This window comes from Halorubrum cibi (genome assembly GCF_900182635.1).
Classification (GTDB): domain Archaea; phylum Halobacteriota; class Halobacteria; order Halobacteriales; family Haloferacaceae; genus Halorubrum; species Halorubrum cibi.
This window is the reverse complement of record NZ_FXTD01000004.1, coordinates 271,234-298,134: the sequence shown is the minus strand read 5'-3', so window position 1 is coordinate 298,134 and position 26,901 is coordinate 271,234. Positions and strand designations below refer to the sequence as shown.

Annotated in this window: 20 protein-coding genes and 2 tRNA genes; 10 read left to right on the top strand and 12 right to left on the bottom strand. The window is 67.6% G+C overall.

Annotated elements, in window-relative coordinates:
• Positions 1-159 precede the first annotated feature (159 nt).
• Positions 160-235 (top strand) — tRNA-Cys (locus tag FN829_RS07370).
• Between the two features lie 204 nt (positions 236-439).
• On the opposite strand, the gene FN829_RS07365 is transcribed toward FN829_RS07370, so the two are convergent.
• The 3 genes from FN829_RS07365 to FN829_RS07355 form a co-directional block, all read right to left on the bottom strand.
• A complete protein-coding gene (locus tag FN829_RS07365) occupies positions 440-3,319 on the bottom strand; it encodes a UvrD-helicase domain-containing protein (protein WP_142986336.1) in 2,880 nt (959 codons plus the stop codon).
• The gene (locus FN829_RS07360) at positions 3,312-5,900 is read right to left on the bottom strand and encodes a PD-(D/E)XK nuclease family protein (RefSeq protein WP_142986335.1); all 2,589 of its coding nucleotides are present in this window, start codon (positions 5,898-5,900) and stop codon (positions 3,312-3,314) included. The genes FN829_RS07365 and FN829_RS07360 overlap by 8 nt, the downstream gene beginning before the upstream one ends.
• A 236-nt stretch (positions 5,901-6,136) precedes the next feature.
• Complete coding sequence (locus FN829_RS07355; RefSeq protein WP_142986334.1) at positions 6,137-7,180, bottom strand: C-terminal binding protein; 1,044 nt, start codon at positions 7,178-7,180, stop codon at positions 6,137-6,139.
• A 399-nt stretch (positions 7,181-7,579) separates the two neighbouring features.
• Here FN829_RS07355 and FN829_RS07350 point away from each other — a divergent pair, with 399 nt between their 5' ends.
• The 6 genes from FN829_RS07350 (at position 7,580) to FN829_RS07325 (ending at position 11,802) form a co-directional block, all read left to right on the top strand.
• On the top strand, positions 7,580-7,780 hold the full coding sequence (locus tag FN829_RS07350; RefSeq protein ID WP_142986333.1) for a hypothetical protein: 201 nt from the start codon (positions 7,580-7,582) through the stop codon (positions 7,778-7,780).
• A gap of 181 nt (positions 7,781-7,961) precedes the next feature.
• Positions 7,962-9,617, top strand: a complete 1,656-nt coding sequence (locus FN829_RS07345; RefSeq protein ID WP_142986332.1) for a CTP synthase — start codon at positions 7,962-7,964, stop codon at positions 9,615-9,617.
• Positions 9,618-10,535, top strand: coding sequence for a glutamine-hydrolyzing GMP synthase (gene guaA, locus FN829_RS07340; RefSeq protein WP_142986331.1), 918 nt, complete (start codon positions 9,618-9,620; stop codon positions 10,533-10,535).
• Positions 10,535-10,894 carry a DUF7126 family protein gene (locus FN829_RS07335; RefSeq protein WP_142986330.1) on the top strand — a complete coding sequence of 120 codons (360 nt, stop codon included), beginning with the start codon at positions 10,535-10,537 and terminating at the stop codon, positions 10,892-10,894. Before guaA ends, FN829_RS07335 begins: the two co-directional genes overlap by 1 nt.
• 104 nt (positions 10,895-10,998) lie before the next feature.
• A complete protein-coding gene (locus FN829_RS07330) occupies positions 10,999-11,670 on the top strand; it encodes a DUF7119 family protein (RefSeq protein WP_142986329.1) in 672 nt (223 codons plus the stop codon).
• A gap of 58 nt (positions 11,671-11,728) precedes the next feature.
• Positions 11,729-11,802, top strand: a tRNA-Lys gene (locus FN829_RS07325).
• 267 nt (positions 11,803-12,069) lie between these two features.
• Here FN829_RS07325 and FN829_RS07320 read toward each other — a convergent pair.
• The 5 genes from FN829_RS07320 to rio1 form a co-directional block, all read right to left on the bottom strand.
• Positions 12,070-12,723, bottom strand: coding sequence for a lactate utilization protein (locus FN829_RS07320; RefSeq protein WP_142986328.1), 654 nt, complete (start codon positions 12,721-12,723; stop codon positions 12,070-12,072).
• A gap of 352 nt (positions 12,724-13,075) precedes the next feature.
• Complete coding sequence (gene thsA / locus FN829_RS07315; protein WP_142986353.1) at positions 13,076-14,728, bottom strand: thermosome subunit alpha; 1,653 nt, start codon at positions 14,726-14,728, stop codon at positions 13,076-13,078.
• A 678-nt stretch (positions 14,729-15,406) separates the two neighbouring features.
• A complete protein-coding gene (locus FN829_RS07310) occupies positions 15,407-15,949 on the bottom strand; it encodes a KH domain-containing protein (RefSeq protein WP_142986327.1) in 543 nt (180 codons plus the stop codon).
• A gap of 117 nt (positions 15,950-16,066) precedes the next feature.
• A complete protein-coding gene (locus tag FN829_RS07305) occupies positions 16,067-16,819 on the bottom strand; it encodes a hypothetical protein (protein WP_142986326.1) in 753 nt (250 codons plus the stop codon).
• Positions 16,820-16,894: 75 nt separating this feature from the next.
• Positions 16,895-17,863, bottom strand: coding sequence for a serine/threonine-protein kinase Rio1 (gene rio1 / locus FN829_RS07300; protein WP_142986325.1), 969 nt, complete (start codon positions 17,861-17,863; stop codon positions 16,895-16,897).
• A gap of 112 nt (positions 17,864-17,975) precedes the next feature.
• Here rio1 and FN829_RS07295 point away from each other — a divergent pair, with 112 nt between their 5' ends.
• Complete coding sequence (locus FN829_RS07295; RefSeq protein ID WP_142986324.1) at positions 17,976-20,021, top strand: DUF460 domain-containing protein; 2,046 nt, start codon at positions 17,976-17,978, stop codon at positions 20,019-20,021.
• Positions 20,022-20,098: 77 nt separating this feature from the next.
• The gene (locus FN829_RS07290) at positions 20,099-21,085 is read left to right on the top strand and encodes a tyrosine--tRNA ligase (protein WP_142986323.1); all 987 of its coding nucleotides are present in this window, start codon (positions 20,099-20,101) and stop codon (positions 21,083-21,085) included.
• 71 nt (positions 21,086-21,156) lie between these two features.
• Here the strand turns inward: FN829_RS07290 and FN829_RS07285 are convergent, their stop codons facing one another.
• The 3 genes from FN829_RS07285 to FN829_RS07275 form a co-directional block, all read right to left on the bottom strand.
• Entirely contained in the window at positions 21,157-21,897 is a 741-nt protein-coding gene (locus FN829_RS07285; protein ID WP_142986322.1) for a topoisomerase DNA-binding C4 zinc finger domain-containing protein, read from the bottom strand.
• Positions 21,898-21,949: 52 nt separating this feature from the next.
• The gene (locus FN829_RS07280; protein WP_142986321.1) at positions 21,950-23,257 is read right to left on the bottom strand and encodes an amidohydrolase; all 1,308 of its coding nucleotides are present in this window, start codon (positions 23,255-23,257) and stop codon (positions 21,950-21,952) included.
• Positions 23,258-23,339: 82 nt separating this feature from the next.
• Positions 23,340-24,596 carry an MFS transporter gene (locus tag FN829_RS07275; protein ID WP_142986320.1) on the bottom strand — a complete coding sequence of 419 codons (1,257 nt, stop codon included), beginning with the start codon at positions 24,594-24,596 and terminating at the stop codon, positions 23,340-23,342.
• 129 nt (positions 24,597-24,725) lie between these two features.
• On the opposite strand from FN829_RS07275, the gene FN829_RS07270 reads away from it, so the two are divergent.
• The gene (locus tag FN829_RS07270) at positions 24,726-25,067 is read left to right on the top strand and encodes a dihydroneopterin aldolase family protein (RefSeq protein WP_142986319.1); all 342 of its coding nucleotides are present in this window, start codon (positions 24,726-24,728) and stop codon (positions 25,065-25,067) included.
• Between the two features lie 33 nt (positions 25,068-25,100).
• Here FN829_RS07270 and FN829_RS07265 read toward each other — a convergent pair whose 3' ends face one another.
• The gene (locus tag FN829_RS07265) at positions 25,101-26,801 is read right to left on the bottom strand and encodes a GTPBP1 family GTP-binding protein (RefSeq protein ID WP_142986318.1); all 1,701 of its coding nucleotides are present in this window, start codon (positions 26,799-26,801) and stop codon (positions 25,101-25,103) included.
• Between the last annotated feature and the right edge of the window lie 100 nt (positions 26,802-26,901).

The window sequence follows — 26,901 nt, the reverse complement described above, 5'->3', positions numbered from 1 at the left end:
TGGGAACCGCGGTTCGCCGCCTCACCATTCATCGGGATCATTCCCGTTTTCCACAGCCCACGGACATCGCGTTCGTGGGCTGTTTTCACGTGTATCGGGCGAGTAGCCACGCTCCACGACCGCTAGGCTTAAACGCTCGACTGCGGTACGTTCGATAGCGCCAAGGTGGCAGAGTCTGGTCAGACGCAGCGGCCTGCAGAGCCGCCCAACGCCGGTTCAAATCCGGCCCTTGGCTCTCACACGATACTCTAAAGCCGAAGACGACTATCTATTGATGTCTCCCTCCTATCGCAAGATAGCATCAGATACTCGATGATTATGGAGAATCGGGGGGAAGCCTCGCGCTTCAGCGTGGGGAGGATGCCAAAACATCTCACGAGTCCCCACTTCTCTTGGTAGTTAAAAACGAACTCCAGCGGCAATCTCTACAGTAGTTGAGTTACATCTCTACTCCAGTCTGTACCAGCGAACGTAGCTCCTCGGACGTGAGTGGAGTAACCTGTTCGCGTGTTCCATCCGTCGTATAGAACAGACTCGCCGTGACGTCTTTTCCGACAAACCACTCGGAAATGACGTGGTAGTACACGCTAAGCTGTTTCCGGTACTCCGACTGTGCGTGTCGCGTACCGTCCGTCTTGTAGTCGATGATGTCTACTTGGTCTGCCGTCACGTGAACGAGATCGACGATCCCTGAGATGGTGACCCGATGACCATCGATCTCGATTGGGAGCGTGACCGGCTCTTCGACGTACAGTTCACCAGGGAGGTCATCGACGAAGTCGACGATCCGTCTCTCGTGGGGATTCGACGGCGTCACTTCCTCGTCGAGAACGTACGCCTCGGCGAACTCGTGAACCCGTGAACCGAAGTCCACTCCTCGGGTTTCTGGCTCCGTTTCGAGCGTCGCTTCCATTCGTGCGTCGATCTCCTCGAAGACAGTCTCGTCCATCAGCGTATGCGGTGTCTGACTGATCGGCCCCTGCGGAGTCGTTACGGTGAACGGCAGCTCCGCGTCGGTGAACTCCTCGCGATCGAGTGGTTCGACACTCGGATCGATCGCCTTGTCATCGGCTGGGAGTTCCTCGAAGAACGTATTTGGTTCCGCTCCGGCCGCGAAGACGACGTGATTCTCCGCGCGCGTGACGGCGACATAGAGTAATCTGCGCTCTTCATCGTACTCTCGTGGCAGGCAGCGCCGGAGTACGTCAGATCGCCAGTTATCGTAGACGTGGGGAGAGGGACGTTCCTCTGAGTAGATCTTCCGCTGGCGGAGACCGACTGGATCCTGGTATTGAATCACGCTCGAACCGCTCGAACGTGGCGGGAAGCTCCCGTCGTTCATGTTCGCGAGAATGACGATCGGATATTCGAGTCCCTTCGCGGTGTGAATCGTCTGGACGGTCACGGAGTCGTCCCCCGCGCTCGCGCGAACGTCCACTATCGTACCGTTCTCGATGCCGCGCTCGATGAACCGGATCAGTTCCCCCCGAGTGAGCGTCGTCGAATCGTAGACCGATTGGATCGTGTGGAGAAGGACGTCCGCCCTATCGTCCGTGTATCCGTAGCGATCGAGAACCCGACGAGCGACCGCGCCGATCGACTCCGACCCACGAAGCTCATCGCGGAACGCGGCCGGGTCGGACGGATACGCGTCCGTCTCCAGAATATGCTCTATTTCGTCGTACGTGTACCCGATCCGTTCGAGGACGACCGCCCAGCCGCGGTCGGCGTCCGAATCGAGGATTCGGAGCCACGCGAGAAGCAGCTTCGCCGGGTCGGTTCGGAAGAGTTCGATCCCGCCGTCGTACGCCATCGGGAAGTCGTATTCGTCGGCGACCTCGAGTAGCTCTCGACCGTAGTCTCGCGTCCGGGTGAACACCGCGATGTCGCGGTACTCCGGCGGGCGCGGGTCGCCCCCGTCTCCCTCGACGGCGTAGTCGTCGTTCCCGACGATCTCTTGAATCGTCGAGAGTACGGCCTCGTGTTCGTCTTCGTGGGTGATCTCCTCGACGGCGGTGTTGTCGAAGGCGGCGTTCGAGGAGAGTTCGACGACGTCGTCAAGGGAGGCATCGACCTCCTCGCCGCCCGTTGCCGGCGTCACGATCGCCCGCTCGGAGAGGTCGATGATCGACTCCGTCGAGCGGTAGTTCTCCCGCAGTTCGATCCGGGTGAGGTCGCTCGCGTCGAAGGCGACTCGCTCGGCGTCGCCGTTGAGATCCGTGCTGAACTGCGCCAGCCGGTCCTCGAAGTCGAGGATGTTCCGAACGTCCGCGTACTGGAAGGAGTAGATGCTCTGCTTCCAGTCTCCGACGGCACAGAAGTTGTCCGTCCCGGACAACAGCAGCGCGAGTTTGAACTGGATCTCGCTGGTGTCCTGGAACTCGTCGACCATCACGTACTCGAACTGCGCCAGCCGTCGGACGCGCCGGTCCTCACAGAGCAGGACGAACGCGAACAGCTGGAGGAAGCCGAAGTTGAGGTAGTTACGGCACAAAGCGAACCGGAGGTACTCGATGTAGACGTCGTGAACGAACGATTTGAGGTCCTCGCGGTCCTCGTGGAAGACGTCGGCGGCGACGTCGTCGCCTAACTGTTTCGTCCCGCGACCGCCGCGTAGCTCCGATTTCGACGGCGCGTCCGAGAGATACGTCTTGTTGCGGCCGAAGCGACTCAGATCATCGCGCAACACCGACTGCTTTCGACCGTCATTGCGCGGCTCGTTCACCGCGTCGAATCGTTCTTTGAACGCCTCGAAGTCGCCGTCGAGGTGTGATTCGCCGTCTCGATACCAGCCCTCGGTAGTGGGAAAGACGCCTTTCGAGGCGAGCTCTCTGATCAGATCGAGTAGCTCACCCGGACTCGAGAGCACTCGATAGAAGTCGGCGTACTCGGGATGATCGTCACGGAACCCGCCGAAGAACTCGCGGAACAGTTCGGCTTCGATCAGTTCGTCGTCGATGAGTCGCGTCGAGTCGGTGATCCGCTCGTCGAGCCCGAGATGCGTCGGGGCGGCGTAGCCGTGCTCTCGGAGGATGTCGTGACAATGCGAATGGAACGTCTGTATCGGGGCGTCGGCAAGCTCTCTGAGCCCGTACGTGCTGTGATCGACGATCCGTTCTTTCATCTCTGTCGCGGCGCTCCGCGTAAAGGTCGCAAGCAGGGTGTCTTCGGGTTCGACGTCGGGCTGGTCGACGATCGTCCCGTAGCGACGGGTGATGGCGAACGTCTTTCCCGTCCCCGGTCCTGCGTCGACCAGATACAACCCCTTGGTGTTCTCGATGAGTTCCCGCTGCCCGTCGTTCGGCGTCGGGTCAGTCACCGCTCTCCCCCGCTAACAGCAGGTCACGGTTATCGACACGACGGTAGTTGGGCTCGCCGGCGAGGCCATCGACGGGGAAGCGCTCCTCACCCGCTCGCCTGTCGTTGAGCTCCTCGAGGCGCTCGTCGACGAACGATTCGAACGCGTCCAAGTCTTCGCGGAAGAACGACCGCTTGCGAACGCCGTTGAGTTCGCGGATCGCCTGATCTGCGCCCTTCTCGGCGTCGACGTCATCGGACGTTCCGCTATCGACGGCAGCCGTGAACTCTTCGGCAAACTCGGAGGCGCGCAGCTCGTTTCGGTCCGTCGTCTCGGGGAACGACAGTTGCCTCATACTGTCGCTATACGCTGAATGCCCGAGTTCGGTGAACGTCTCTCGGCAGTCGTTGTACCCGTCGAGAAGCGTTTCGTATGCGTCTCGAGAGCCGACGTACTCGTCGAACGTGAACGGGTAGTACGTGACGGTCGTGAGCGCGTCGTCGAGGTCGGCCTCGCCCGCGATGACGTCGTCCATCGGTTCGAGGAAGTGAAAGAAGGTGAACTCCAGTTGCTCGTTCGGTTGGACCGCTCGATAGTAGGTCAGATACAGCGCCGCCTGGAAGTTCGGTGTATCCGCCGGGGGATCGATCGCCGCGCGCTTGACGATCTGAGAGGTTCGCTTCTTCCCTCCGCTTTTGTAATCGAGGAGGCGATCCGGGGCGTTCACGAGGTCTATCTTCCCCTTGAGCCCGAGGGCGTGATCCTCGAACCACCGTTCGGTGAGCGGCGAGTCGACCGCTTCGTCGAAATACGCCGCGAAGAAGTTCTCACCCCATCCGGACGTCCCGGTGAGAAAGGCGTCCGACTCCGGACCGTGATCGTCCAAGTACTCCGTGATCAGCTCCAGTCCGATTCGGTACTTTCGTCGACGGAGCGTCTCATCTGCACTCGAAAAGAAGGGCTTCGCCTCCTCGAGCATCGCGTCGATCAGTTCGTCGATATCCGTGTTCGCGACGACGTCGGGATGACTCACGTAGAACTCCGCGAAGTCGTGAAAGAGATTCCCTTCGACAAATCGTTCCTGATCGGGCGCGTCGAGGAGTTTCCCGAAGAAGTAGTCTCGCGGACTGTTGACGTAGCTGTTGAGACTGGATTGGCTGATCGTCTCGACGGTCTCGGACTCGACGTCGAGCGATTCTCGATCGAAGCCGACGCTCGTCGATCGCGGTCGTCGTCGGTGGTGGACCGAATCGAGGTCGCCGAACCGTTCGAACTCCTCGTCGATGAGGTCGCCGAAGTACAGACAGGGCGTGACCGGCTCGCCGCCGGCCGTGTCTTGGACGAGGTAGTACTGCCTGTCGCCGCTCTGAAGCAATCGCTGGAAGTTGCCGATGTAGCGCTCGAACTGCGCCTCGGTGTCGACCCACGGCCGCTGTGGAGCCGAATGCGTCCACTCCCGTCCCATCCCGAGGTGGAAGACCACGGGCCGGTCGACGTGGGCGGAGGATTTCGCATCGGCGAGGAGAACGCCCTCGTTGTCCCTGTCAACGGGCACCTCGTACGTTTGTAAGTAATAGGAAAGGCGATCGACGCCGCCGCCGGTCACGGGTTTCTCGGCGATACCGAGCGTTCGCAACTCCTCATCGAAGCGTGCGAGTTCGACGTCGGCTTTCCTCGCGTACGTACCGAGCGCCTCCGAAAACGTCTGTTCTTCGACAGACCGACGGAACTCCCGTAACCATTCAAGCCCTGGTCTCTCTACCGTATCGAGTCGCTTTTGATTGTCGTCTATCGGGACGTCACTACCCGTTTCCGCGAGTATCGGCCGGCACTCTCCGACCGTCGTTTCTGTGCCTCGGAACCCGATGCGAAGAAGCCGGATGAACGCTCTATGATGTGGGTCCTCGATGAACCCCGGCCCACCGTAAAAGGGAACATCGGCCGCTTCGAGTGCGGATTCGACGAGCGATGAATACCGGCTCCCGCCGTCGAGAACGACGGCGACACGCTCGGCGTTCTGGTCTGTGACCGTATCCAAGAGCGCGGCGACGATGTCGGTTGCCGAATCGAAGACGTGGAACTGTGGCTGTTCGAACTCCTCTTCCGTGAATAACTCGACGCGGTCGAACGTCTCCGGGAGAATGCTCCGCTCCAAGTTGGTCAACTGATCGTATCCGACAACGGCGATCGATCGCTCGTCGTCGATGACAGTTTGAGCGAGTCGTTTCGAGGTCGTCGGGAGCGTTCGCATCACGTCGACGACTTCGCGGGTCGTCTCGTCACTGTAGCCCTCGTACTCGAGGATCGCATCAAGACTTCCCTGGTGTTCCCAGCACTGGAGGGCGTTCCCGATCGCATAGGCGACAGCCCGCCAGTCGTGATCGGTCCGGTCGATGACCTCGAGAAATGCGAGGCGGTCTTCGGCCTGTTCACGTCGGCCGGCGGCGAGACGCCGCGGCGTGATCGCGAAACTTCCGAAATGGGGTCGATCGAGGCGTCGATTGAGCGCACTCGCGAACGGAGCGTCGGGGACGATGACGAGGTCGTAGTCCGCTACCTCGTCGTAGAGTGAATCGAGACCCTTTATTCGTCGGATAGGCACGGCCTGACATGATCGGCCCGGTGACAAAAAGGTATAGCGACCGATCTGGTCGTCAATATCCGATGACGAATGACACGGCGAATTGCTCGACTCCACCGCCTCATGAGCGACCTCCCGGACGGCAGCGGGGGCCGCCATCGCTCTCCCGTGAGTGTCCCTCCGAGGGAGGACCGACGCCGGCCGCGGAGACGCTCGTTCACGAGGGGTTCCTCTTGGAGACGGGGCGCTCCTCCAGGCTACTCACGGGAACCGGGAGCGGGAGCGACCCCGTACGCGTCGGGGTCGACCCGGTACGCCGGCTCCGCGCCGCGGAGGTACCGCCGGACCTCCTCGGTGGCCTTTCGGCGCACCTCGCGTTTCGACTCCTCGGAGTACCACGCGATGTGCGGCGTGACGACGACGTCCTTCCGACCGGTGAGTCGGTCGTTCGCCGGCGGCTCCGCCGGGAGGACGTCAAGTCCGGCGCTCCGGACCGTCCCGTCGTCCAAGGCGTCGATCAGCGCGTCCGCGTCGACGACCTCGCCGCGCGCCGTGTTCACGAGGATCGTTCCCGATTCGGCCCCGCCCCGCTCGCGCATCGCGTCGAAGGCGTCCGCGTCGAACATCGCCCGCGTCTCCGGCGTCAGCGGGGTGTGAACGGAGATCACGTCGCTCTCGCGGAGGACCTCGTCGAATCCCACGGGCTCGGCACCGAGGTCTCGGACCTCCGCGTCGGGCACGTACGGGTCGTGGACGACGACCTCCCCGAACTGCGGGTCCGCCTTCCGCACCGTCCGGCTCCCGATCCGCCCGCAGCCGACGACGCCGACGGTCAGCTCCGCGGGTCGCGAGAGCGGCGCGCTGACCTGCCAGTCCCACCCGCCGGCCGCGGTGTCGGCGCTCGCGGCGGGGATCCCGCGGACGAGCGACGCACAGAGCGCGACCGCGTGCGCGGACACCTCGTCGGTGCCGTAGTCCGGGACGTTCGAGACCGCCACGCCGGCGGCGTCCGCCGCCGCGAGGTCGACGTTGTCGACGCCGACCCCGGCGCGGACGACCGTCCGGAGGTTCGAACACCCCTCGAGGACTGCGGCGGTCATCGGCGTCCCCGCGTCGATGACTATCGCGTCCGGGTCCGTCTCGATCACCGACTCGGGCGACCGCAGCGGGTCCTGCGTCAGGACGACCTCGTCGCCGAAGACCTCGCGTTCGGTCTCGAGGCTCGTGAGTTTCGTGTCGCTGATCACGACTCGGGGTCGGTCGCGCTCGTCGTCGCCGTCGGCGTCGCCGGGTCCGGTCATCGCCCTGGAGTACCGCCGACGGAACCATAATACCTCGACTCGAAGTCGGCGCGGAGACCCGAGTCTCCCGGACGCGTCGAACCGGGAAACTTCGCGGTCGGCGCGCGCCGTGAGCGGCCCGTCGGGCCGCGAACGCACCGCGCGAGGGAGGGCGAGGCGACCCGCCGGCGGTTCCGGCGGGTCGGCGAGACCGAGGCTGGGGAGGCGTGAGGTGCGGTTGCGGTACGGGCTGCCCCTTCGACCGTGTTCACCGCGTCAGCAACGACGGACGGTCGAGCGGCCAGGTCGTCAAACGGCTCGCTTCGGAAACGACGCTCGCGACGTATGAGACCGGGTTCTTCCTGATCGATCCCCGCCAACAGCGTTATTCCCGGCGAACGCCTACCGGTTCCACCGACAGTGTCCACCCATCACACCTCCACCGACGACACGAACTCGCGCCCGAAGGCGGTGCTGTTCTGCCCCGACTGCGGCCACGAGAGCGGCCTCTCCGGCGACTGGATCGTTAACAAGGGTCCCGAACGGACCACCCACACGTGCCCGGTCTGTGACGCGACGGTCGAAGACCGTCGTCGCCCGAAGCCGATGCTCGCGCCCTGACCGGCGACGGCCGGCGACATCACGGCCGCATCTCCCTCCCTCTCTTCGCGATCCCGCATGCGAACTGTTCTCGTTCGACGAGCGGTCGCTTCGATCCTGACCCTCACGGACGACCGTGTGTTTTCGGTCCGGTTCGGAACCCCTCCGAAACGGTTTTGCCGGCCCCTGACGGACGGTCGATATGCCAACGGATCCTGACACGGGATACGACCCCTCGCTGGGTCGGAAGTTCGTGTTCGTCACGGGCGGGGTCATGTCCGGGCTGGGCAAGGGAATCACCGCCGCCAGCACCGGCCGGCTCCTCTCGAACGCGGGCTTCGACGTGACCGCGGTGAAGGTCGACCCCTACCTCAACGTCGACGCCGGGACGATGAACCCGTACGAACACGGCGAGGTGTACGTGTTGAAGGACGGCGGCGAGGTCGACCTCGATTTAGGCAACTACGAGCGCTTCCTCGGCACCGACATGACGTTCGACCACAACGTCACCACGGGGAAGACCTACCAGCACGTCATCGAGCGCGAGCGCGCCGGCGACTACCTCGGTAAGACCGTCCAGATCATTCCCCACGTCACCGACGACATCAAGCGGCGCATCCGCGAGGCCGCCGAGGGGAGCGACGTCTGTCTGATCGAGATCGGCGGCACCGTCGGCGACATCGAGTCGATGCCCTTCCTCGAGGCGCTCCGGCAGTTCGCCCACGAGGAGGACGACGAGGACATCCTCTTTACGCACGTCACACTCGTCCCCTACTCGAAGAACGGCGAGCAGAAGACGAAGCCGACCCAGCACTCGGTGAAGGAGCTGCGCTCCATCGGGCTCCAGCCCGACGTGCTCGTCGGACGCTGTGAGGACCGGCTGGACCCGGAGACGAAAGAGAAGATCGCCCTGTTCTGTGACGTGCCCACGGACGCGGTCTTCTCGAATCCCGACGTCGAGGACATCTACCACGTCCCGCTGATGGTCGAAGACGAGGGGTTGGACGAGTACGTGATGGAGCGGCTCGGGCTCGCCGAGGAGGCGCTCCCGAAGGCCGAGCGCTCGACGGAGTGGCGCGAACTCGTCACGCGCGATCGGGAGGACGAGATCGACGTGGCGCTCGTCGGCAAGTACGCCTTAGAGGACGCGTACATGTCGATCCACGAGGCGTTGAAACACGCCGGCATCCAGACCGAGACCGAAGTCAACGTACTGTGGGTCGACGCCGACGAGACCCGCGAACACCACGAGAAACGGCTCGCGACCGCCGACGCGGTCGTCGTCCCCGGCGGGTTCGGCTCCCGCGGGACCGACGGGAAGGTGGAGGCGATCCGGTACGCCCGCGAGAACGACGTGCCCTTCCTCGGGCTCTGTTTAGGCTTCCAGATGGCCGTCGTCGAACACGCACGCAACGTCCTCGGGCTCGAGGACGCCCACTCCGCGGAGATCGACCCCGAGACGCCCCACCCGGTCATCGACCTCCTCCCCGAGCAGTACGAGACGGAGGACATGGGCGGGACGATGCGGCTCGGCGCACACGAGACCGACATCGAGCCGGACACGCTGGCGGCGCGGGTGTACGGCGCTGACTCCTGTACCGAGCGACACCGCCACCGCTACGAGGTGAATCCCGAGTACATCGACGAGCTGGAGGCCGACGGGCTCTCCTTCTCCGGACGCGCCGACAACCGGATGGAGATCCTCGAACGCGAGGACCATCCCTTCTTCTTCGGGACGCAGGCACATCCCGAGTTCCGGTCGCGGCCGGACCGGGCGAGTCCGCCGTTCGTCGCCCTCGTCGAGGCGGCGCTGGGATCGACGGACACAACCGAGCGGAACGCGGACGTGAGGCTATAGATGGTCGAGACGGACGAGTTCATCGAGGACGCGGTGGCGGAGATCCGTGAGGAGATCGGCGACGCGAACGCCGTGATCGCCTTATCCGGTGGAGTCGACTCCTCGGTCGCGGCGACGCTGGCGTACGAGGCGATAGGCGACCGGCTCACCCCGGTGTACGTCGACACGGGACTGATGCGGAAGGGCGAGACCGCAGAGATCCGCCAGACGTTCTCCTTCATGGAGTCGCTGCGGGTGATCGAAGCCCAAGACCGGTTCTTCGACCGCCTGTCTGGCGTGGTCGACCCGGAGGAGAAGCGCCACGTCATCGGCGAGGGGTTCATCGACGAGTTCGAGGCGGTCGCCCGCGAGGTCGACGCCGACTACCTCGTCCAGGGGACGATATACCCCGACCGCATCGAGTCGGAGGGGAACATCAAGTCCCACCACAACGTGGGTGGGCTACCCGAAGTCGTCGACTTCGAGGGGATCGTCGAGCCGGTGCGTGACCTCTACAAGGACGAGGTCCGCGAGGTCGCCCGCGCGCTCGATCTCGAGGAAGTCATCTCCGAGCGGATGCCGTTTCCCGGGCCCGGACTCGCCGTCCGGGTCGTCGGCGAGGTCACCCCCGAGAAGGCCGACGTCGCCCGCGAGGCGTGTCACGTCGTCGAGGAAGAACTCGAGGAGTACGACCCCTGGCAGGCGTTCGGAGCCGTTATCGGGAAGGCGACCGGCGTGAAAGGCGACAACCGCGTCCACGGCTGGGTCGTCGCCGTGCGTTCGGTCGAGAGTCGAGACGGGATGACCGCGCGCGCCCAGGAGATCGACTGGAGCACGCTCCAGCGCATCCAGAGCCGGATAACGGGCGAGAACGAGAACGTCGCTCGCGTCGTCTACGACGTGACCCACAAACCGCCCGCGACCATCGAGTACGAGTGATGGCGGGGAACACGCGGATCGCGGTCGTCGCCGGTCCGGACGAACACGGGATCGGCGAGGAGCTGGAGGCGCTCGGCGCGACGGTGTCGCGGATCGAGGGCGTCGTCTCGGCGGAGGCGCTGAAAGCAGCGGGGATCGCGGACGCCGACTACCTCGTCTTGACCGACGCCGACGAGGCGACCGGGATCCCGGTCGCGAAGGAGCTGAACCCGTCGGTGACGGTCGTGACGTACGCTGACCGGTCACTGCCGGAGTTCGTCTCGGGCGTCGCCGACCTCGCGGTCGACCCGGCGCTCATGCGTCCGGACGTCGTCGCCGAGGAACTGACGCGCGACGAGGGCGTCGCCGACGACGCGTAGGACCGTCCTGACGCGTGGGTCGTTCGGACGCGTGGGTCGTCCGAGTCGTCTGCGATACCTGCCACGGTGCCTGCCCCTTATGTGCCCGCGGTCGAAGTAGGCGTATGGACGAGCAGTCACCCGCCGACCGACGGTCTCCGGTCGGCGAACCCGTCGTTCGCTCGGACCCGGCGGTCACCGGCGAGCGCGCGGCCGATGCGGTGGGGTTCGACCCCGACGATCCCGAGAGCGTCGCCGAGGCCGCGGAGACGGTCCGTCTCTTCGCGTCGGGCGACGTCGGCGACGACGACCACGTGTTGATGCTCCGCGGGGCCGCCGCCTGCGCGGCGCTGGTTCGCGGCGTCGGCTCCTACAAGGAGGCCGCGGCCCGCGCCGGCGACGAGGTCACCGTCGCGTTCATCCGCAAGTGGGCGCGGGTTCACGACCTCCCGCAGGCGATCCGGCGACAGGTCGCTCGCGGGCACATCACGCCGAGCGCGGCCAAACACGTCGCGCGGCTCGGCGGGACGGATCGATACCTCCTGGCGTGGGCCGCCATCGACGGCGACATGACCGTTCGGGAGGTCAGATCCGTCGCCTCCGCGGTCAACGACGGCGACGACGTCGAGACGGCGGTCCGCGAGGTTGGCGTCGATCTCGGTCGGATGGGTCTCGACCTCCCGCTCGAGACGTACGTCGAACTCCGCCGGCGAGCCGCGATGCGGAACGTCGAGCCGGGCGCGATCGTCGCGACCGCGCTAGAGGGCCACTTCGCGTCGTCGCCGGCGGACGAGTAACGGTCGACTCCTGCCGTTTCTAAACGTTTATCCGTGGTCTGATCGTAGCGATCGACGCGGGCCGGTAGCTCAGTTAGGGAGAGCGTCCGGCTTTTAACCGGACGGTCGGGGGTTCGAATCCCTCCCGGCCCGCTGTTCCGCCGCGAGCAACGTCGCGAGCGGCGGTACCGTGCTGAGGGAAGGGTTCGAACCAGGGAACACGCAGCGCCGAGCGAAGCGAGGCGACCGTGTGAGTGGGGTTCGAATCCCGTCGCATCCTTCGGATGCGACTGACCCACGCTCACTTTGCTCGCGTGGATCCCTCCCGGCCCGTGACCTGTCGCGGCGAGCAATATCGCGAGCCGTAGGGTACTCGATCGGTCGAAAACGCGAAACGCGTGTAGAGCCCGCAGGCGTCGTTCAGTACCCGAGTTGCTCGCGCACGAGCACGACCGTCGTTCGGCCCTCCTCGGTCTCCCGGCGGTAGATCAGCTGTTTGGCGATCGCGGACTCGACGCCGTACGCCTCCTGGGCGCGCTCGTTCTCGAGCGGGTACGCGACTGACTCCAGGCGGTCGAGGGCGTCATCGAGCGTCGGGACGACTTTGTTCGTGCCCGAAACGATGATCACGTTGCCGGCGGCGAACGGATACGCGCCGATCCGGCTGCCGGAGAGGTCGGCAGCGACGAGTTCGCCGGTCTCGGCGATGGCGTTGATCCCGCCGAGGAAGTAGTCCGCCGTCTGCGACTCGCGTCGTGCGGCCTGCCGTTCGGCGTCATCGTCGATGCTCCAGATCTCGTCCGGGAGGCTCTCCCACTCGTGATCGTCCCCTCCGAGGAACTCGTCGAAGCCGATCTCCTCGAGCGTCGTCGAGTGGCCGTTCATCACGGAGGCGCCCGCGGGGATCCGATCGGTTACCGCCTCGAGCGCCGCCTCGGCGTCGTCGACGACCACCACGTCGAAGCCGCGTTCCTCCAGGTTCGCGACCGTCGCCTCGACGGTCTCGGCGTTCGGGAGGTCGTCCAACTCCGCGTCGATCTCGGTCTCGTCTACGTCCGCCTTCCGTTGTGCCATTGGAACGTGAGAACCTCGTCTGGACGATCGGAGGTGCGGAACGCACTTAATCGCTCGCGGACGCCGCCGTCCGGTGGTTACGTCGGTGTTACCCTCGTGTCCGGCGGGGCGAATGTGAGAACCGATGGCGCGGCTTACCGTCGGTCGGAGGACGGGACGCTTCGCGGTCGCGTCGCTCCGTGACGGTCGGAGTGGGACGCTTCGTGGTCGCATCGCTCCGTGACGGTCGGCGTGGCGTCGAAAAAGATCGCTATCGTCGAGGCCCGAACGGGCCGCGCGACGGTCGGCAGAGGTGATACCGCGAGTGGTTAGGTCAGGACGCGGTTGGGAGCGTGTGTGTTCTCGCCGAACTTCACATCGCGCCGCCCATGCCGCCCATCCCGCCCATGCCGCCGCCCATGCCGCCGGGCGCGCCGCCGGGGCCGCCGTCGTCGCCGTCGTCGTCGGTGCCGCCGCCCTTGAGGTCGCCGGCCGCGATGACGTCATCGATGCGGAGGATCATGACGGCCGCCTCGGTGGCGGACTCGATGGCCTGGGTCTTGACGCGGAGCGGCTCCACGACGCCCTCGGCCTCCATGTCGATCACGTCGCCCGTGTAGGCGTCGAGACCGGCGCCGAACTCGCCGCCGTCGTGCCGGGAGCGGAGGTCGACGAGCGAGTCGATGGGATCGAGACCCGCGTTCTCGGCGAGCGTGCGCGGGATGACCTCCAGCGCGTCAGCGAACGCCTCGACGGCGAGCTGCTCGCGGCCGCCGACGGAGTCGGCGAAGTCGCGGAGCTGGAGAGCGAGCTCGGCCTCGGGCGCGCCGCCGCCGGGCAGGACCTGCCCGTCGAGAAGCGTCGTCCGGACGACGCCGAGCGAGTCGTCGATGGCGCGCTCGATCTCGTCGACGACGTGCTCGGTGCCGCCGCGGAGGATGAGCGTGACGGACTTGGCCTCCTCGACGTCCTCGACGAAGATGCGCTCGTCGCCGCCGACGTCCTTCTGGGCGACGGAGCCGGCGAAGCCGAGGTCGTCGCTCTCGATGTCCTCGAGGTTCGAGACGACGCGGCCGCCCGTCGCGCGGGCGAGCCGCTTGAGGTCGTCGGACTTCGCGCGGCGGACCGCGAGAATGCCCTCCTGGGCGAGGTAGTGCTGGGCCATGTCGTCGATGCCGTCGCCGACGAAGACGACGTCGGCGTCGATGTCGACGAGGTGGTCGACCATCTCACGGAGCTGCTCCTCCTCCTGATCGAGGAACTGCTGGAGCTGGTCGGGGTCGGTGACGTTGACCTCGGCGTCGATCTCCGTCTCCTTGACCTCGATGGCGCCGTCGAACAGCGCGACGTTCGCGTCCTCGACCGCGTAGGGCATGTTCTCGTCGACGCGCTCCTTGTCGACGATGACGCCCTCGACGAGCTCGGACTGGTCGATGGAACTGCCGACGACCTTCTCGACGGAGACGTTCTCCGTGTCGATGCCGTCCTCGTCTTTGACCGCGAGCACGGCGTCGACGACGAGGTCGGCGAGCAGGTCCTTGGAGTTCTCCGCGCCCTTGCCGGTCATCGCCGTCTGGGCGATCTCGACGAGGGTGTCGCGGTCGTCCTCGGTGACTTCGATGGCGTCCTCCTCGAGGATCTCCTTGGCCTTCTCGGCGGCCTGGCGGTACCCCTGTGCGAGGGTGGTCGCGTGGATGTCCTGGTCGAGGAGCTCCTCGGCCTGGTCGAGAAGCTCGCCGGCGACGACGACGGCGGAGGTGGTGCCGTCACCGACCTCGTCCTCCTGCGTCTCCGACACCTCGACGATCATGTTCGCCGCCGGGTGGTCGATGTCCATCTCCTTGAGGATGGTGACGCCGTCGTTCGTGACGACGACGGACCCGCCGGAGTCGACGAGCATCTTGTCCATCCCCTTCGGGCCGAGCGTGGTGCGGACGGACTCCGCGACCGCCTTGCCGGCCGTGATGTTCATGTTCTGGGCGTCCTTCCCGGAGGTGCGCTGCGACTCCTCGGAAAGTACGATCATGGGCTGATTGCCCATCCGCTGTCGCTGAGACATAATCAAGCTCTGATTGTTTGTGATTCTATATAAATCCTTCGTTCGATTCGTGCGAAACCGCAACACGGTGGTGCCGAGGAACCGCGTATGTGGCTCGTTATCACGGGACTTTATATAGAACGACCGATCGAGGAGTCTCCGGGATCGGAGCCGAGGAGATCGACGGGCGAACGGGAACCGAAGGGGAACCGAACCACGCGGTGGCGCGTGCCTCCGAGCGCCCGACAGGGCGTGAGGAGACCGCGCGAGGGAGGTCGAGGGGACCCGCCAGCGGTTTCGGCGGGTCGCCGAGACCGAGGCTGGGGAGGCGTGAGGTGCGGGTGCGTTCCTGCGGGTGGAACGAGCGGGAGCACAAATCGCACCCCGCGCAGCGAACAGCGAGGGATCGAAGGTCCCTCTGGCAGCCGGCGCGAAACGCCGGCGACGATGTAAGCGAGCAGGACCGGGGCGAGACCGGTGGTCTCGCTTGCTCACGCGGTGAAACCGCATGACTGTCCTCCGGTGGTGCGGTCGAGATGGGACCCAAAGGACTTCGGACGCGTTCACCGCGCCGGCAACGACGACAGCCGGGCGACTGGAACTCCGGAGAAACCGTCCGGAAAGACGTCGAGCACACGGGAGGAACCTTCCACTCCCGAAGCGCGCCTATCGCGGCGCGTTGAAGCTCACGTCGTCGTTCAGTTCGTTGGACTTGCGCTCGAGGTACGAGTACACCGCGCCGTGGGGCGCGCCGTCGAGCAGCATCCCGACCGCCCGGCGGACGACCTGAAGCTCCTCGGGGCCGCCGACGGCCCCGACCGTGGTGCCGTAGATCACGACGTTCGCGCCGGTCAGCTCCTCGATCAGCTCGCGAGTCCGTCCGTTCTCGCCGATGATCCGGCCCTTCTTTCGCTGGAGGTCGTTGTCGTTGCGAGTGTGTTCGGAGAGATCGATCAGCTCCAGCGTCCGGAGGTCGTGATCGAGGATCGACAGCGCGGTCTCGGGTTTGAACCCCCGTCCGATCGCCTTGATCACGTCCGGCGCGACCAGCGCGGCGACGGGGTCGTCCGTCTCCTCGATGGCGACGCTGCCGGACTCCGAGTCGACGTCGAGCCTGACGCCCGCCCGCTCTTCGATCTCCCGCATGGTCTCGCCCCCGGAACCGATGACGACGCCGATCCGGTCCTGCGGAACCGTCACGTGTTGCATACCGAGTGATACCCGGCGGAGCCTTTTAAACGTGTTCCGCGAGCCTCGGTGTGTGTCCGGATACCGGGCGCGTGCGGGCGGCTACCGTGGATTCTCCGTTCGCCGGGGCCGACCCCCTCACGTCGACCACGACACCGAGCGGTCGGCGACCCGGTACCCCTGCGCCGAGAGGACCCGATCGAAGTACCGCTCCGCGACCAACGCCTGCGGGACCGACCGCAGGTCGAATCGCCGGTCCGTCGTCAACGCCACGTCGACGACCGTCCCCGCGTCGCTCTCGCGTATCGACACGTGATAGGTGCCCCAGGGCCGCCCACCGGCCGTGGCGCTCACCTCGAGGGTTTCGACCGCGTCGCCGTCCGTGACCGCCTCGTCGCCGTCCGTGACCGCCCCGGCGTCATCGACCCCCACCGACCGAACCTCGAGGTTCATCGACACGGACCGCAGTCCGAAGAGGTAGGAGAGGTCGTAGGTCGCGCGGGTCGTCGGGGCAGCGTCGGCGTCGCCGTCGGCTCCACCCACGCCATTCCGACCCTCGCCGCCCGAGTCGATCTCGTCCGCGGCCGCCCACTGGAAGGCGAGTATCGGTGGAGTGGCGCTCCGGAACGCGGCGACGACCGCGGAGGGATCCGCGTCGGCGACCAGCCGCGTGCGCCCGCTCCGGGACACGATCGGGACGCGGACGAGGGCCACGACGCCGATCGCGACGAGCGCGGCCGGGAGGAGATCGAGCGTGCGGATCGCCGTCAGAACGACGGCGACGACGACGAGGGCGACGAGCCAGCTGACCGCGCGCTCGACGCGGTGGTATCGCCGGACGACGGAGGCGACCTCGGGCGGGATCCCCGCGGCTCCGTTCGTGGAGGACATGGAGGCTCGTCGACCGGGACACAAATCAGTACTGTCCTTCTGATCCTCGCTCGTCGGTCCTCGCCGCCCGGATCCTCACTCGCTCGGATCGTCGCCCGGGGCGGGGCCCAGTCCCTCGTCCGGCTCCCCGCTCGGGTCGGGTTCCGGCTCGGTGACGTACGCGCGGAGGTCGTCGGGGTCGACGTCGATCCCCTGTCGGGTGAAGAAGGTCGCCACGTTCTCGCAGTCGCGGTCGAGGAACTCCCCGGCGTTCGGGTGATGAACCGTCACGGCCTGTCCCAGGTCGATGACCACCAGCTCGCCGTCGTGGATGATCATGTTGTACTCCGAGAGGTCGCCGTGGATCAGCCCGGCGCGGTAGAGTCGCCGCATGTACTCGCGGACGACCTCGTAGGCGGTCTCGGGGTTCTCGACGTCGACCTCGCTCAGCCGTCGGGCGCGCTCCTCGGCGTGACCGACCAGCTCCATCACCAGGACGTTCCGCTGGACCGCGATCGGCTCGGGGACGCGCACGCCGGCCTTGCGGGCGCGTTTCAGGTTCGCGAACTCCTTTTTCGTCCACGCCAGCACGACCGCCTTCTTGTCGTTCGCGATGCCCTCGAAGCGCGGGTCGCCCTCGAGGTAGTCGCGCATCTGCCGGAAGTTCGAGGAGTTGATCCGGTACACCTTCACCGCGACTTCGCGGTCGGGCGTGGTTCCGTCGGGGCCGCCGCCCGCGGCCGCCGACCCCGGCTCCGGTCGCTCGCCGGCCTTCCCGCCGAGCGCCTCGAAGACGCTCGCCTCCTTCCCGGTCGAGACCGGGCCGCCGAAGGCATCGACGTAGCCGTCCTGGACCAGTTTGTACACCGCCGCCAGCGTCGCGTCGTCGAAGACCGACTCCTGGAGTTTGAACTGCTCCGTGTCCTTGATCCGCTTGCGGAACTCGTCGAACTCGCGGTCCTGCCGGCGGGCGATCCGGTCCGCCTCGGTGTCCGAGACGTCCAGTTCCTCCCACTCGTCGCCGGGCTGGTCCTCGGGCTCGAGCAGCACGAACTCCTCGCTCATTCGTCCGGACTTCGCCGCGACGACGTATAAGCGGGCGGGTCGAGCGGCCGATCACGCCGACGGATCCGGGCTCAGCGTGGGGTATATACGCCCGAACGGCCTACGTGATCCCGTGACATCCCGGACCATCCGCGCCCGCGACCGGCCGGTGTTCGGCGTCGACGTGCAAAGCGGCGACGTTCGCGGCGACGACCCCTCCTACGCGCTCGTGATCTTGGACCCGGTCGACGACGACGATCCCGACGCCCCGGACGCCGAGGGGCCGCTCGCACGGGTCACCCGCGACGTGGTCTCCCTCCGGAAGCTCCGTCGGCTGATCGACGACCGCGAGCCGCTTTTCGTCGCCACCGACAACGCCTACGAGCTGGCCCCCGACAAGAACGCGCTCGTGGGCTTTCTGCGGTCGCTGCCGGACGGCACCCGACTCGTCCAGGTGACCGGTGCGGAGCGGCCGGAACCGCTCTCGCGGGTCGCCTCCAGACACGGGATCCCGTACGGGAAAAAGCCCATGAAGGAGGCGGAGGCGGCCGCCCGGCTCGCCGCCGCCAACGTCGGCCACGAGGTGACCGCCTTCACCGACGAGACCACGGTGAAGGTCTCGCGCGGGCGCTCGACCGGGAAGGGCGGCTGGAGCCAGGACCGCTACACCCGCCGGATCCACGGCAACGTCCGGAAGCGGACCAGACAGGTCCAGTCGAAGCTGACGGAGGCGAACCTGGAGTTCGACCGGGAGGTGACGGAGAAGTACGGCGGCTACGCGAACGCCGTCTTCACCGTCGAGGCCCGCCCGGAGGACATCCCCGTGTCGAACTCGCGGGCGGGCGACGTCCGTGTGGAGGTCGAACGCGAGCGCCGCGACGGGATCGAGTACGAGCCGCTCGTGAAGCGGCGCGACCGCGTCATCGTCGGGATCGACCCCGGAACGACCACCGCGGTCGCGGTCGTCGGCCTCGACGGCACCGTCCACGCGCTCTACTCCTCGCGGACGGCCGACACGGCGGCGGTGACTGAGTGGATAATCGAGCAGGGCCGGCCGATCCTCGTCGCCGCCGACGTGGAGCCGATGCCCGAGACCGTCGAGAAGTTCCGCCGCTCCTTCGACGCCGCCGGCTGGCGGCCCACGACGGACCTCCCGGTCGACGAGAAGCTCCATCGCACGCGGGAGGCGAGCTACGGGAACGACCACGAGCGCGACGCGCTGGCGGCCGCGCTGTACGCTTACGACGCCCACGCCGACCAGTTCGAGCGGATCACGGAGAAGACGCCGCCGCGGCTCGACCGCGAGGAGGTGATCGCGGGCGTCGTCGCCGGCGGCGCGTCCGTCGAGGCCGTCATCGAGGACCTCCGGGAGGACCCCGACGGCGACGGCGACGAGGGGGGGTCCGCAGGCGAGGAGGACCCCACCGAGCCGGAGCGCACCGAGGAGGAGGAGACGATCCGGCGGCTCCGCGACCGGGTCGACCGGCTGGAGTCACACGCGGAGTCGCTGGAGGCGGACCTCGCCGAGCGGGACGAGCGGATCGGGGAGCTCGAGGCCGACCTCGAGGAGGCGAAACGGGAAGAGCGGATCGAGGCGCGCAGCCGGCGGATCGTCTCGCGGCTCGAACGCGAGACCGACCGGCTGGAGCGCGAGCGCGACGAGGCCCGCGAGACGGTCGCGGAACTCGAGGGGAAAGTGGAGACGCTGAAGGAGCTGTGGCGGCTCGACCACTCCAACTTCGACGACGTCGCCGAGGGGCGGGGCCTCGTCAGCGTGAAGGTCGTCGAGCAGTTCACGCTCGACGCGATCGACGCGGCCGACGAGGCCTACGGGCTCGTCGCCGGCGACGTGGTGTACCTCCGGGACGCCTCCGGGGCGGGACGGCGGACCGCCGAGCGGCTGGCGGAGACCGACCCGCGGGCGGTGATCCGCGACGGCAACCTCTCGGAGGTCGCGGACCGGGTGCTCTTCGACGGCGGGATCCCGGTCGTTCCCGCGTCGGCCGTCGACGTCCGCGAGGTCGACGAGCTCGCGGTCGCCGAGGAGTCGGCGCTGGAGGCCGCGATCGGCGACTGGGAGTCGCGCGCCGAGCGTCGCCGTCGCGACGAGCGGGCCGAGCGGCTCGACCGGATCATCTCCGAACACCGGGCGGGGACGAGACTCGAGACGGAGGAGTGACTGGACGGTGGAACGACCGCCGACCGGCTCGTGGCGTTTCCAGAAGTCATATGCCGAGCGCCCGCGCTATCGTAGCCATGGACGCCCACGAGCGGATCACCCGGAACACGGCCGAGGTGGTCACCGAGGAGGAGATCGAGACGCTGGCCGACGACCCCGACGGCAAGCGGGCGTACGTCGGCTACGAGCCCTCCGGCGTTCTCCACATCGGCCACATGCTCACGGCGAACAAGCTGATCGACCTCCAGGAGGCCGGCTTCGAGGTCACCGTCCTGCTCGCGGACGTCCACGCGTACCTCAACGACAAGGGGTCGTTCGCCGAGATCCGCAGCACGGCGGAGCGGATGCGCGACCAGTTCATCGCCTACGGGCTCGACGAGTCGAACACCCAGTTCGTGCTCGGCTCCGACTTCCAGCTTGACGAGGACTACACCCTCGACCTCCACGCGCTCGAACTCGAGACCACCCTCGCCCGCGCCGAACGCGCCATGGCCGAGATCAAGTCGGGCGACTCGGTGAAGGTCTCACAGGCGGTGTACCCCCTGATGCAGGCGCTCGACATCCCGTACCTCGGCGTCGACCTCGCGGTCGGCGGGATGGAACAGCGGAAGGTCCACATGCTCGCGCGCGACGTGCTCCCGAGCATCGACCGCGAGCCGCCGACGAGCCTCCACACCCCGCTCATCGCCGACCTCGGCACCGGCGAGGGGAAGATGTCCTCCAGTACGGGCGTCACCATCTCGATGGAGGACTCCCGCGAGGAGATCGAGGAGAAGGTGAACAAGGCGTACTGCCCGCCGACGGCCGACCCCGAGCCGACCGAGGAGGGCGTCGAGCGCGAGAACCCCGTCCTCCAGGTGTTCGAGTACCACGTCTTCCCGCGGTTCGAGACGGTCGTCGTCGAGCGCCCCGAGGAGTACGGCGGCGACCTCGAGTACGGGGAGTACGACGCGCTCGAGGCCGACCTCGAGTCCGGCGAGCTCCACCCGGCGGACGCCAAGGGCGCGCTCGCGGCGTACCTCGACCGACTCGTCGCGCCGGGTCGCGAGCAGTTGGCCGAGTAGCCGCGCCGGGTCGCGAGCAGTTGGCCGAGTAGCCGCGCCGTCGACCGCGGTCGTCGGCGGATTCTCCGTTCTCACGTCTCTCCACCGACCGGACAGGTTCCGTCGAGACACCGTCGACCGGTCGCCGTCTCGAACACCGGTAGCCCGCAGCCGCACTCGTCGACGACGACGCCCGAGGGGAGCGAAAGCGTTGTCTCGCAGTCGGGATCCGCACAGGCGAGGTAGACGCGACCGGGCGCGTACCGGACCGCGAGGTCGTTCCCGCAGTCCGGACAGTTCCAGGCGCGATCGAAACGGTCCGAGACGGCCTCCTCAAGCGGTTCACACGACGGGTCCAGACACAGGTGGAACGCCTCGCCGCGCTCGACGCGGATCTTCGGCAGCCCGCACGCCTCGCAGGTCGCGTCGGTGACGCTCGCCCCGGCGGGAAGCCCCCACCGGCGCTCGCAGTCGAGACAGACCACGTCGCCGCGCGAGCGCACGAGCGACCCGCCGTCGTCGGGACAGGTCCCGACCGGGATCCCGGCCTCGGTGACCGGGAGCGCCCGGCTGGCGGTCGCCTCCTCGGCGACGACGCGGAGCCGCCGGGAGCCTTCCCGTGCGGTGACGGTGAAGCCCGCGCCGTCGCCCTCGACGACGACGGAGTCAGGACGAGTGAGCCACGCCACGGGCTGGTAGCCGTCGGCGTCGTGGACGAGCGTGGTGTTGTCGGGCTTTATCAGGACGACGACGCGGCCGCGGTGCGTGCGGGTCCGGTCGCCGCGCTCGGTCACCCGACAGTCGCCGGCGAGGACGCGAAGGCGTGCTGGCATGGCCCCGACTGGCCGCGGTATGTGGCTTAAGCGGCAGGGAGTTCAGAAGCCGTCACACCCGCGAGACGAGGTCGTCCGCCGCCTCGGCGGCGCGAGCCTGAACCGCGTCGGCGTCGAGCGTCAGCACCTCCCGATCGCGCATGAGGACGCGCCCGCCACAGACGGTGTGACGCACGTCGCTCCCGCGGACCGCGTACGCGAGGTGGGAGACCGGGTCGTGAACCGGCGTCAGGTGCGGCGCGTCGAGGTCGACGACCGCGAGGTCGGCGGCCTCTCCCTCCGCGATCCGGCCGCCGGGCAGGTCGAGCGCGTCCGCGCCGCCGGCGGTCGCCATCTCCACGACGGCCTCGGCCGGGACCGCGCTCGCGTCGTCCGCGGCGAGTTTGCCCACCATCGCGGCGTCTCGCATCTCGTCGAACAGGTCGAGGTCGTTGTTCGAGGCGGCCCCGTCCGTGCCGAGCGCGACGGTGACGCCCGCCTCACGCAGGCGCTGGACCGGGGCCATCCCGCTCGCGAGCTTCATGTTCGAGGCCGGACAGTGGACGGCCGCGGTCCCGGTCTCGGCGAGCAGCTCGATCTCCGCGTCGTCGACGTGGACGCAGTGGGCGAGGAAGTTTCCCTCGCCGAGCGCCCCGAGGTCGTCGGCGTACGCGAGGGGTCGCTCGCCGCGCTCCCCGAGGATCGGGTCGACCTCCTCGCGCGTCTCGTTGGCGTGGAGATGGACGGGGACCCCCTCCGCCGCGGCCCGCTCGATCCCCTCGCGGAGGTACGCCTCGGCGACCGTCGTCAGCGAGTGGGGCATGAACGCGGTCCGCACCCGCCCGTCCGCCGCGCCGTCGAGGTCGGCGGCGACCGCGAGGCTCTCCTCGACGTCCGCGATCGCTTCCTCCTCGGATTTGCCGACCGTGACGACGCCGTGGCCGAGACGCGCGCGCACTCCCGCGCGATCGACCACGTCGGCGACGCGGTCGGTCGCGAAGTACATGTCCGCGAAGGTGGTCGTCCCCGACCGGATCATCTCCAGAACCCCTAACTCGGCCCCGACCTCGATGTCGTCGTCGGTGAGTTCGGCCTCCGCGGGCCAGACGTCCTCCCGAAGCCACGCGTCGAGCGGCTTGTCGTCGGCGTAGCCGCGGAGCAGCGTCATCGAGACGTGGGTGTGCGCGTTGACCAGTCCGGGGATCACCAGTCCGCCGGTCGCGTCGAGGGTCTCCGACGCGTCGGCAGCGTGCTTGGCGATCGCCTCGTCCGCGCCGACGCCGAGGATCGTCCCCGCCTCACGGTCGACGACGACGTCGCCCTCGCGCACGCGACCGTCGGGGTGGAGGACCCGTCCGCCCGTGATACACAGCGTGTCCATGCGGGCCGGTTTCGCGCCGCGGACCTAACGCCTTCCGTTCGCCGACGACGCTCGCTCCCGTCGACGGGTCGTCGAACGCCGCTTACTCCACGTCGACGACCGAGTACAACACGAGTGCGACGACCGCGCCCGCCGCCGGGACGAGCGCCAGCGCCAGGAAGGTCTGCCCGACGGTCGTGACGTCGAGCAGGAAGCCGGCCAGTGCCGCGCCGGCCGCGCCGATCCCGAAGTTCGCGAGGTAGGTGTAGCCGTACGAGAGCCCGCGACCGTCCGGCGGGCTGTACACGGCGATCGCGGCCTGATACAGCGGCTGGATCGAGAAGAGGACGAAGCCGAAGACGGCGCTGATAGCGACGAGCGGCCAGAGTCCGGCCTCGGCGACCGGGATGAACGCCACGGCGAGGACGACGAGCGCGCCGAAGACCGCGGCCAACCCGGCCGACACGGGGATCCGGTCGGTGAGCTTCCCGCCGACGTACTGCCCGGCGATCCCGACCGTCAACAGCCCCGCATAGAGGTAGGAGGCGAGGTCGAACTTCCGGGCCATCGGGCTGTCGGGCGCGAAGAGGCCGATCGTCCCCGAGACGTCGGGGAGATAGCCGCCCAACACGTCCGGCAGGAAGGTGAGCACGCCCCGGTAGAACACGCCGTTCATGAGGACGACCGCCATCGCGAGCGCGAATCCGAGGGTGAAAAGCGCCCGGCTGTCGGCGAGGAACGCGCCGATCGAGTCGGGGCCGTCGGACCGGTCCCCGTCGTCAGCGTCCCCGTCGACGTCGACGGCGGCCATCTCGTCGAACTCGGCGGTCAGCGCGTACGCGACCGCGAGCACGGCCGGCGCGACGAGCAGCGCGGAGACGATCCGCCAGTCGAAGACGATGAGGAGCGAGGCGGTGACGAGCGGACCGAACGCGATCCCCAGGTTACCGGCCATCCCGTGGTAGGCGAACCCGGTGCCGCTCTCGGAGACGCCAGTCGAGATGAGCGAGAGCGACGCTGGGTGGTGGACGCTCGCGAAGACGCCCCACAGGCCGAGTGCGAGCGCGATCGTCGCCGTCCCTTGCGCGGCGCTCAAAAGCAGGAACGACGCCCCCATCCCCGCCAGCCCGATGAGTACCATCGACTTCGTGCTGTATCGGTCGGCGAGGATGCCGCTCGGGAGCGCGCCGATCCCGAAGAGCGCGTAGCCGACCGCGACGATGGTGCCGATCGTCGCGGTCGTCACGGAGAACTCCGAGAGCCAGATCACGACGAGGATCGGGATCGAGAGTTCGTAGGTGTGGACGATCGCGTGAGACACCATCGTGAACGCCACGATCGACCGGCCGTTCTCGTTCATTTACGTCCACGACGCTTGGCCGGTGGGTAAAGCGTATCGAAGCCGGAGGGAGATGCGAACCCGCCGCGGATCCGCCCCGCCCCACGCCGGCTCCGAAGCTTCTTACGCCGACGGTTCCCGCCTTCGAGCATGGCCACGGACGCCCAACAGGCGTGTTTCGAGGCGGGGATCAAGTTCGGCTCGCTGTACCACCAGTTCGCGGGGACGCCCGTGAGTCCGTCGAGCACGCGGAGCCTGGAGGCCGCGATGGCGGAGGCGATCGAGAACCAGCCGTTCTGTGCGTCGGTCGACGTGACGATCCACGACGACCGCGTTCGCGACGCGATCGACCACGAGAACGGCTACACCGAGCTGACCGGCTCGCTCATGGACGTCGAGATGCGGATCGAGTACGAGGGGACCGCCGTCGAAACGCGCATGACGATGCGCGACGGCTACCCGCTGATGGAACTGGTTTCGGTGGCGGACTAGCTCAGCGACGCGCGTGGAGGTCCGCGTCAGGGTTCACGCGCCGTCGCGCGATTCCCCCGACTCGTCCGGCCCCGTCGAACCGTCCGGATCCACGTCGCGGACGGTTCCGACGCCCTTGCTCGAGCCCTCGCGGAAGACGAACCGCTGTCCCTCCTCGATCAGGTACGGGCGGAACTTGAACCGCACCCGCGTCCGCCCCGTGTCGCCGGGGAGCAGCCGCCCCCCGGCCGGCTCGAACGCGGCCGCCTCCGAGACGGTCTCGACGTGGACGACCGGCTCGTACCCCTCCCGGATCCGCGTCGGGTGGTTGAGCACCATCACCTCGGCGTCGAACTCGCGAACCGGATCCGGGTCGGCGTCGCGGGGCACCAAGGCCATCCCGCGTTCGATCTCCGCCTCGTCGACGCCCTTCAACGCGATCCCGACGATCCGTCCGGCCTTCGCCTTGTCGACCCGGTGGTAGTGCATCTCGATCGATCGGACCTCGACCTCGCGGAAGGAGCCGTCGGCCATCGGCCCCAAGAGCAACTCGTCGCCCGCCTCGACGGTCCCGGAGTTGACGGTGCCGGACGCGACCGCGCCGACGCCGGTCACCTTGTAGCTTCGGTCGACGTACATCCGGAACGCCTCCCGTTCCGGCGTCACCCGTTTCGGCAGCGTCTCGAACAGCCGGTCGAGCGTATCGACGCCCTCCTTCGTCACCGCGCTGGTCCGGACCACGGGGACGACCCCGTCGCCCACTTCCGCGACCGCGACGTCGACGCCGTGGCGGTCGAGTAAAAGCGGCGTCTGGCCGGCGTTCCGGAGCGTCGACTCCACCTCGCGTTCGACCGCGGCGAGCCGATCGTCGGTCACGGCGTCCGCCTTCGTGATCGCGACGATCGTCGGGAGATCGGTCGCGAGCAGGATGCCGAGGTGTTCTCGGGTCGTCGCCGTCGGGCCGTCGTCGGCCGCGACGACGAGCAGGCCGTAATCGAGCTTCTGGCCGACCAGCCCGCGGATCGTGGTGTGGAGCCACGGCTCGTGGCCCACGGTGTCGACGAACGAGACCAGCCGGTCCGCCTCCTCGACGATCCGCGCGCGGTCGGACTTGCGGTGCGGGTTGTCCATGCGGATCGCGTCGTCGTCGGCGGTTTCGGTGTCGTCATCGTCGGTGTCGCCAGCGAAGCCGTACACCGCGTACGAGAGGTCCGCCGATAGACCGCGTTCGACCTCGTGGGGCTGAACGTCGAGGAAGCCGCGGGTGCCGCCCTGTCCGTCGTCGGCCCGACCCGTGACGAGCGTCCCGACGAGCGTCGACTTCCCGTGGTCGACGTGGCCGGCCGTCCCGACGACGAGGTGGTCGTCGTCGGCCTCGAACATCCCGCCCTCGCGGACGGTCGCGAGCCCGACGAGCCCCGCGTCGTCGCCGTCGCCGTCGGCCCCGGCGCTCCACGTCTCCACGTCGGCGATGTGGGCGTCCGCCTCCTCGGCCAGAAGCGAGAGGACGTCCATCGTCTCAGAGAAGGCGTCCGGCGGGACTCCCGCGAGCCCGCCGTCGTCGGTGACGCCGAGGACGTACGTCGCCTCGCCGTCACCTGAGAGCACCCGGTGGCGGAGCTGTGCCACGAGCGACTCCATGCGACCGTCAGTGAGATGGACCTCGCGAGTGAGCCGTTCCTTGAACTCGATCGCCCCGCCGTCGCGCTCGCCGCGCTCGATGGCCCGCCGCAACGCGGACCGGTCAGCGCTCATGGAAGCCCGTAGGTGACAGCCGGGCTTAACGGTTTTCGTGGTATCCGTCCCCACGCCACACGATCGGAACGGAAGTCTCCGGAGACCGATACGCGACGCA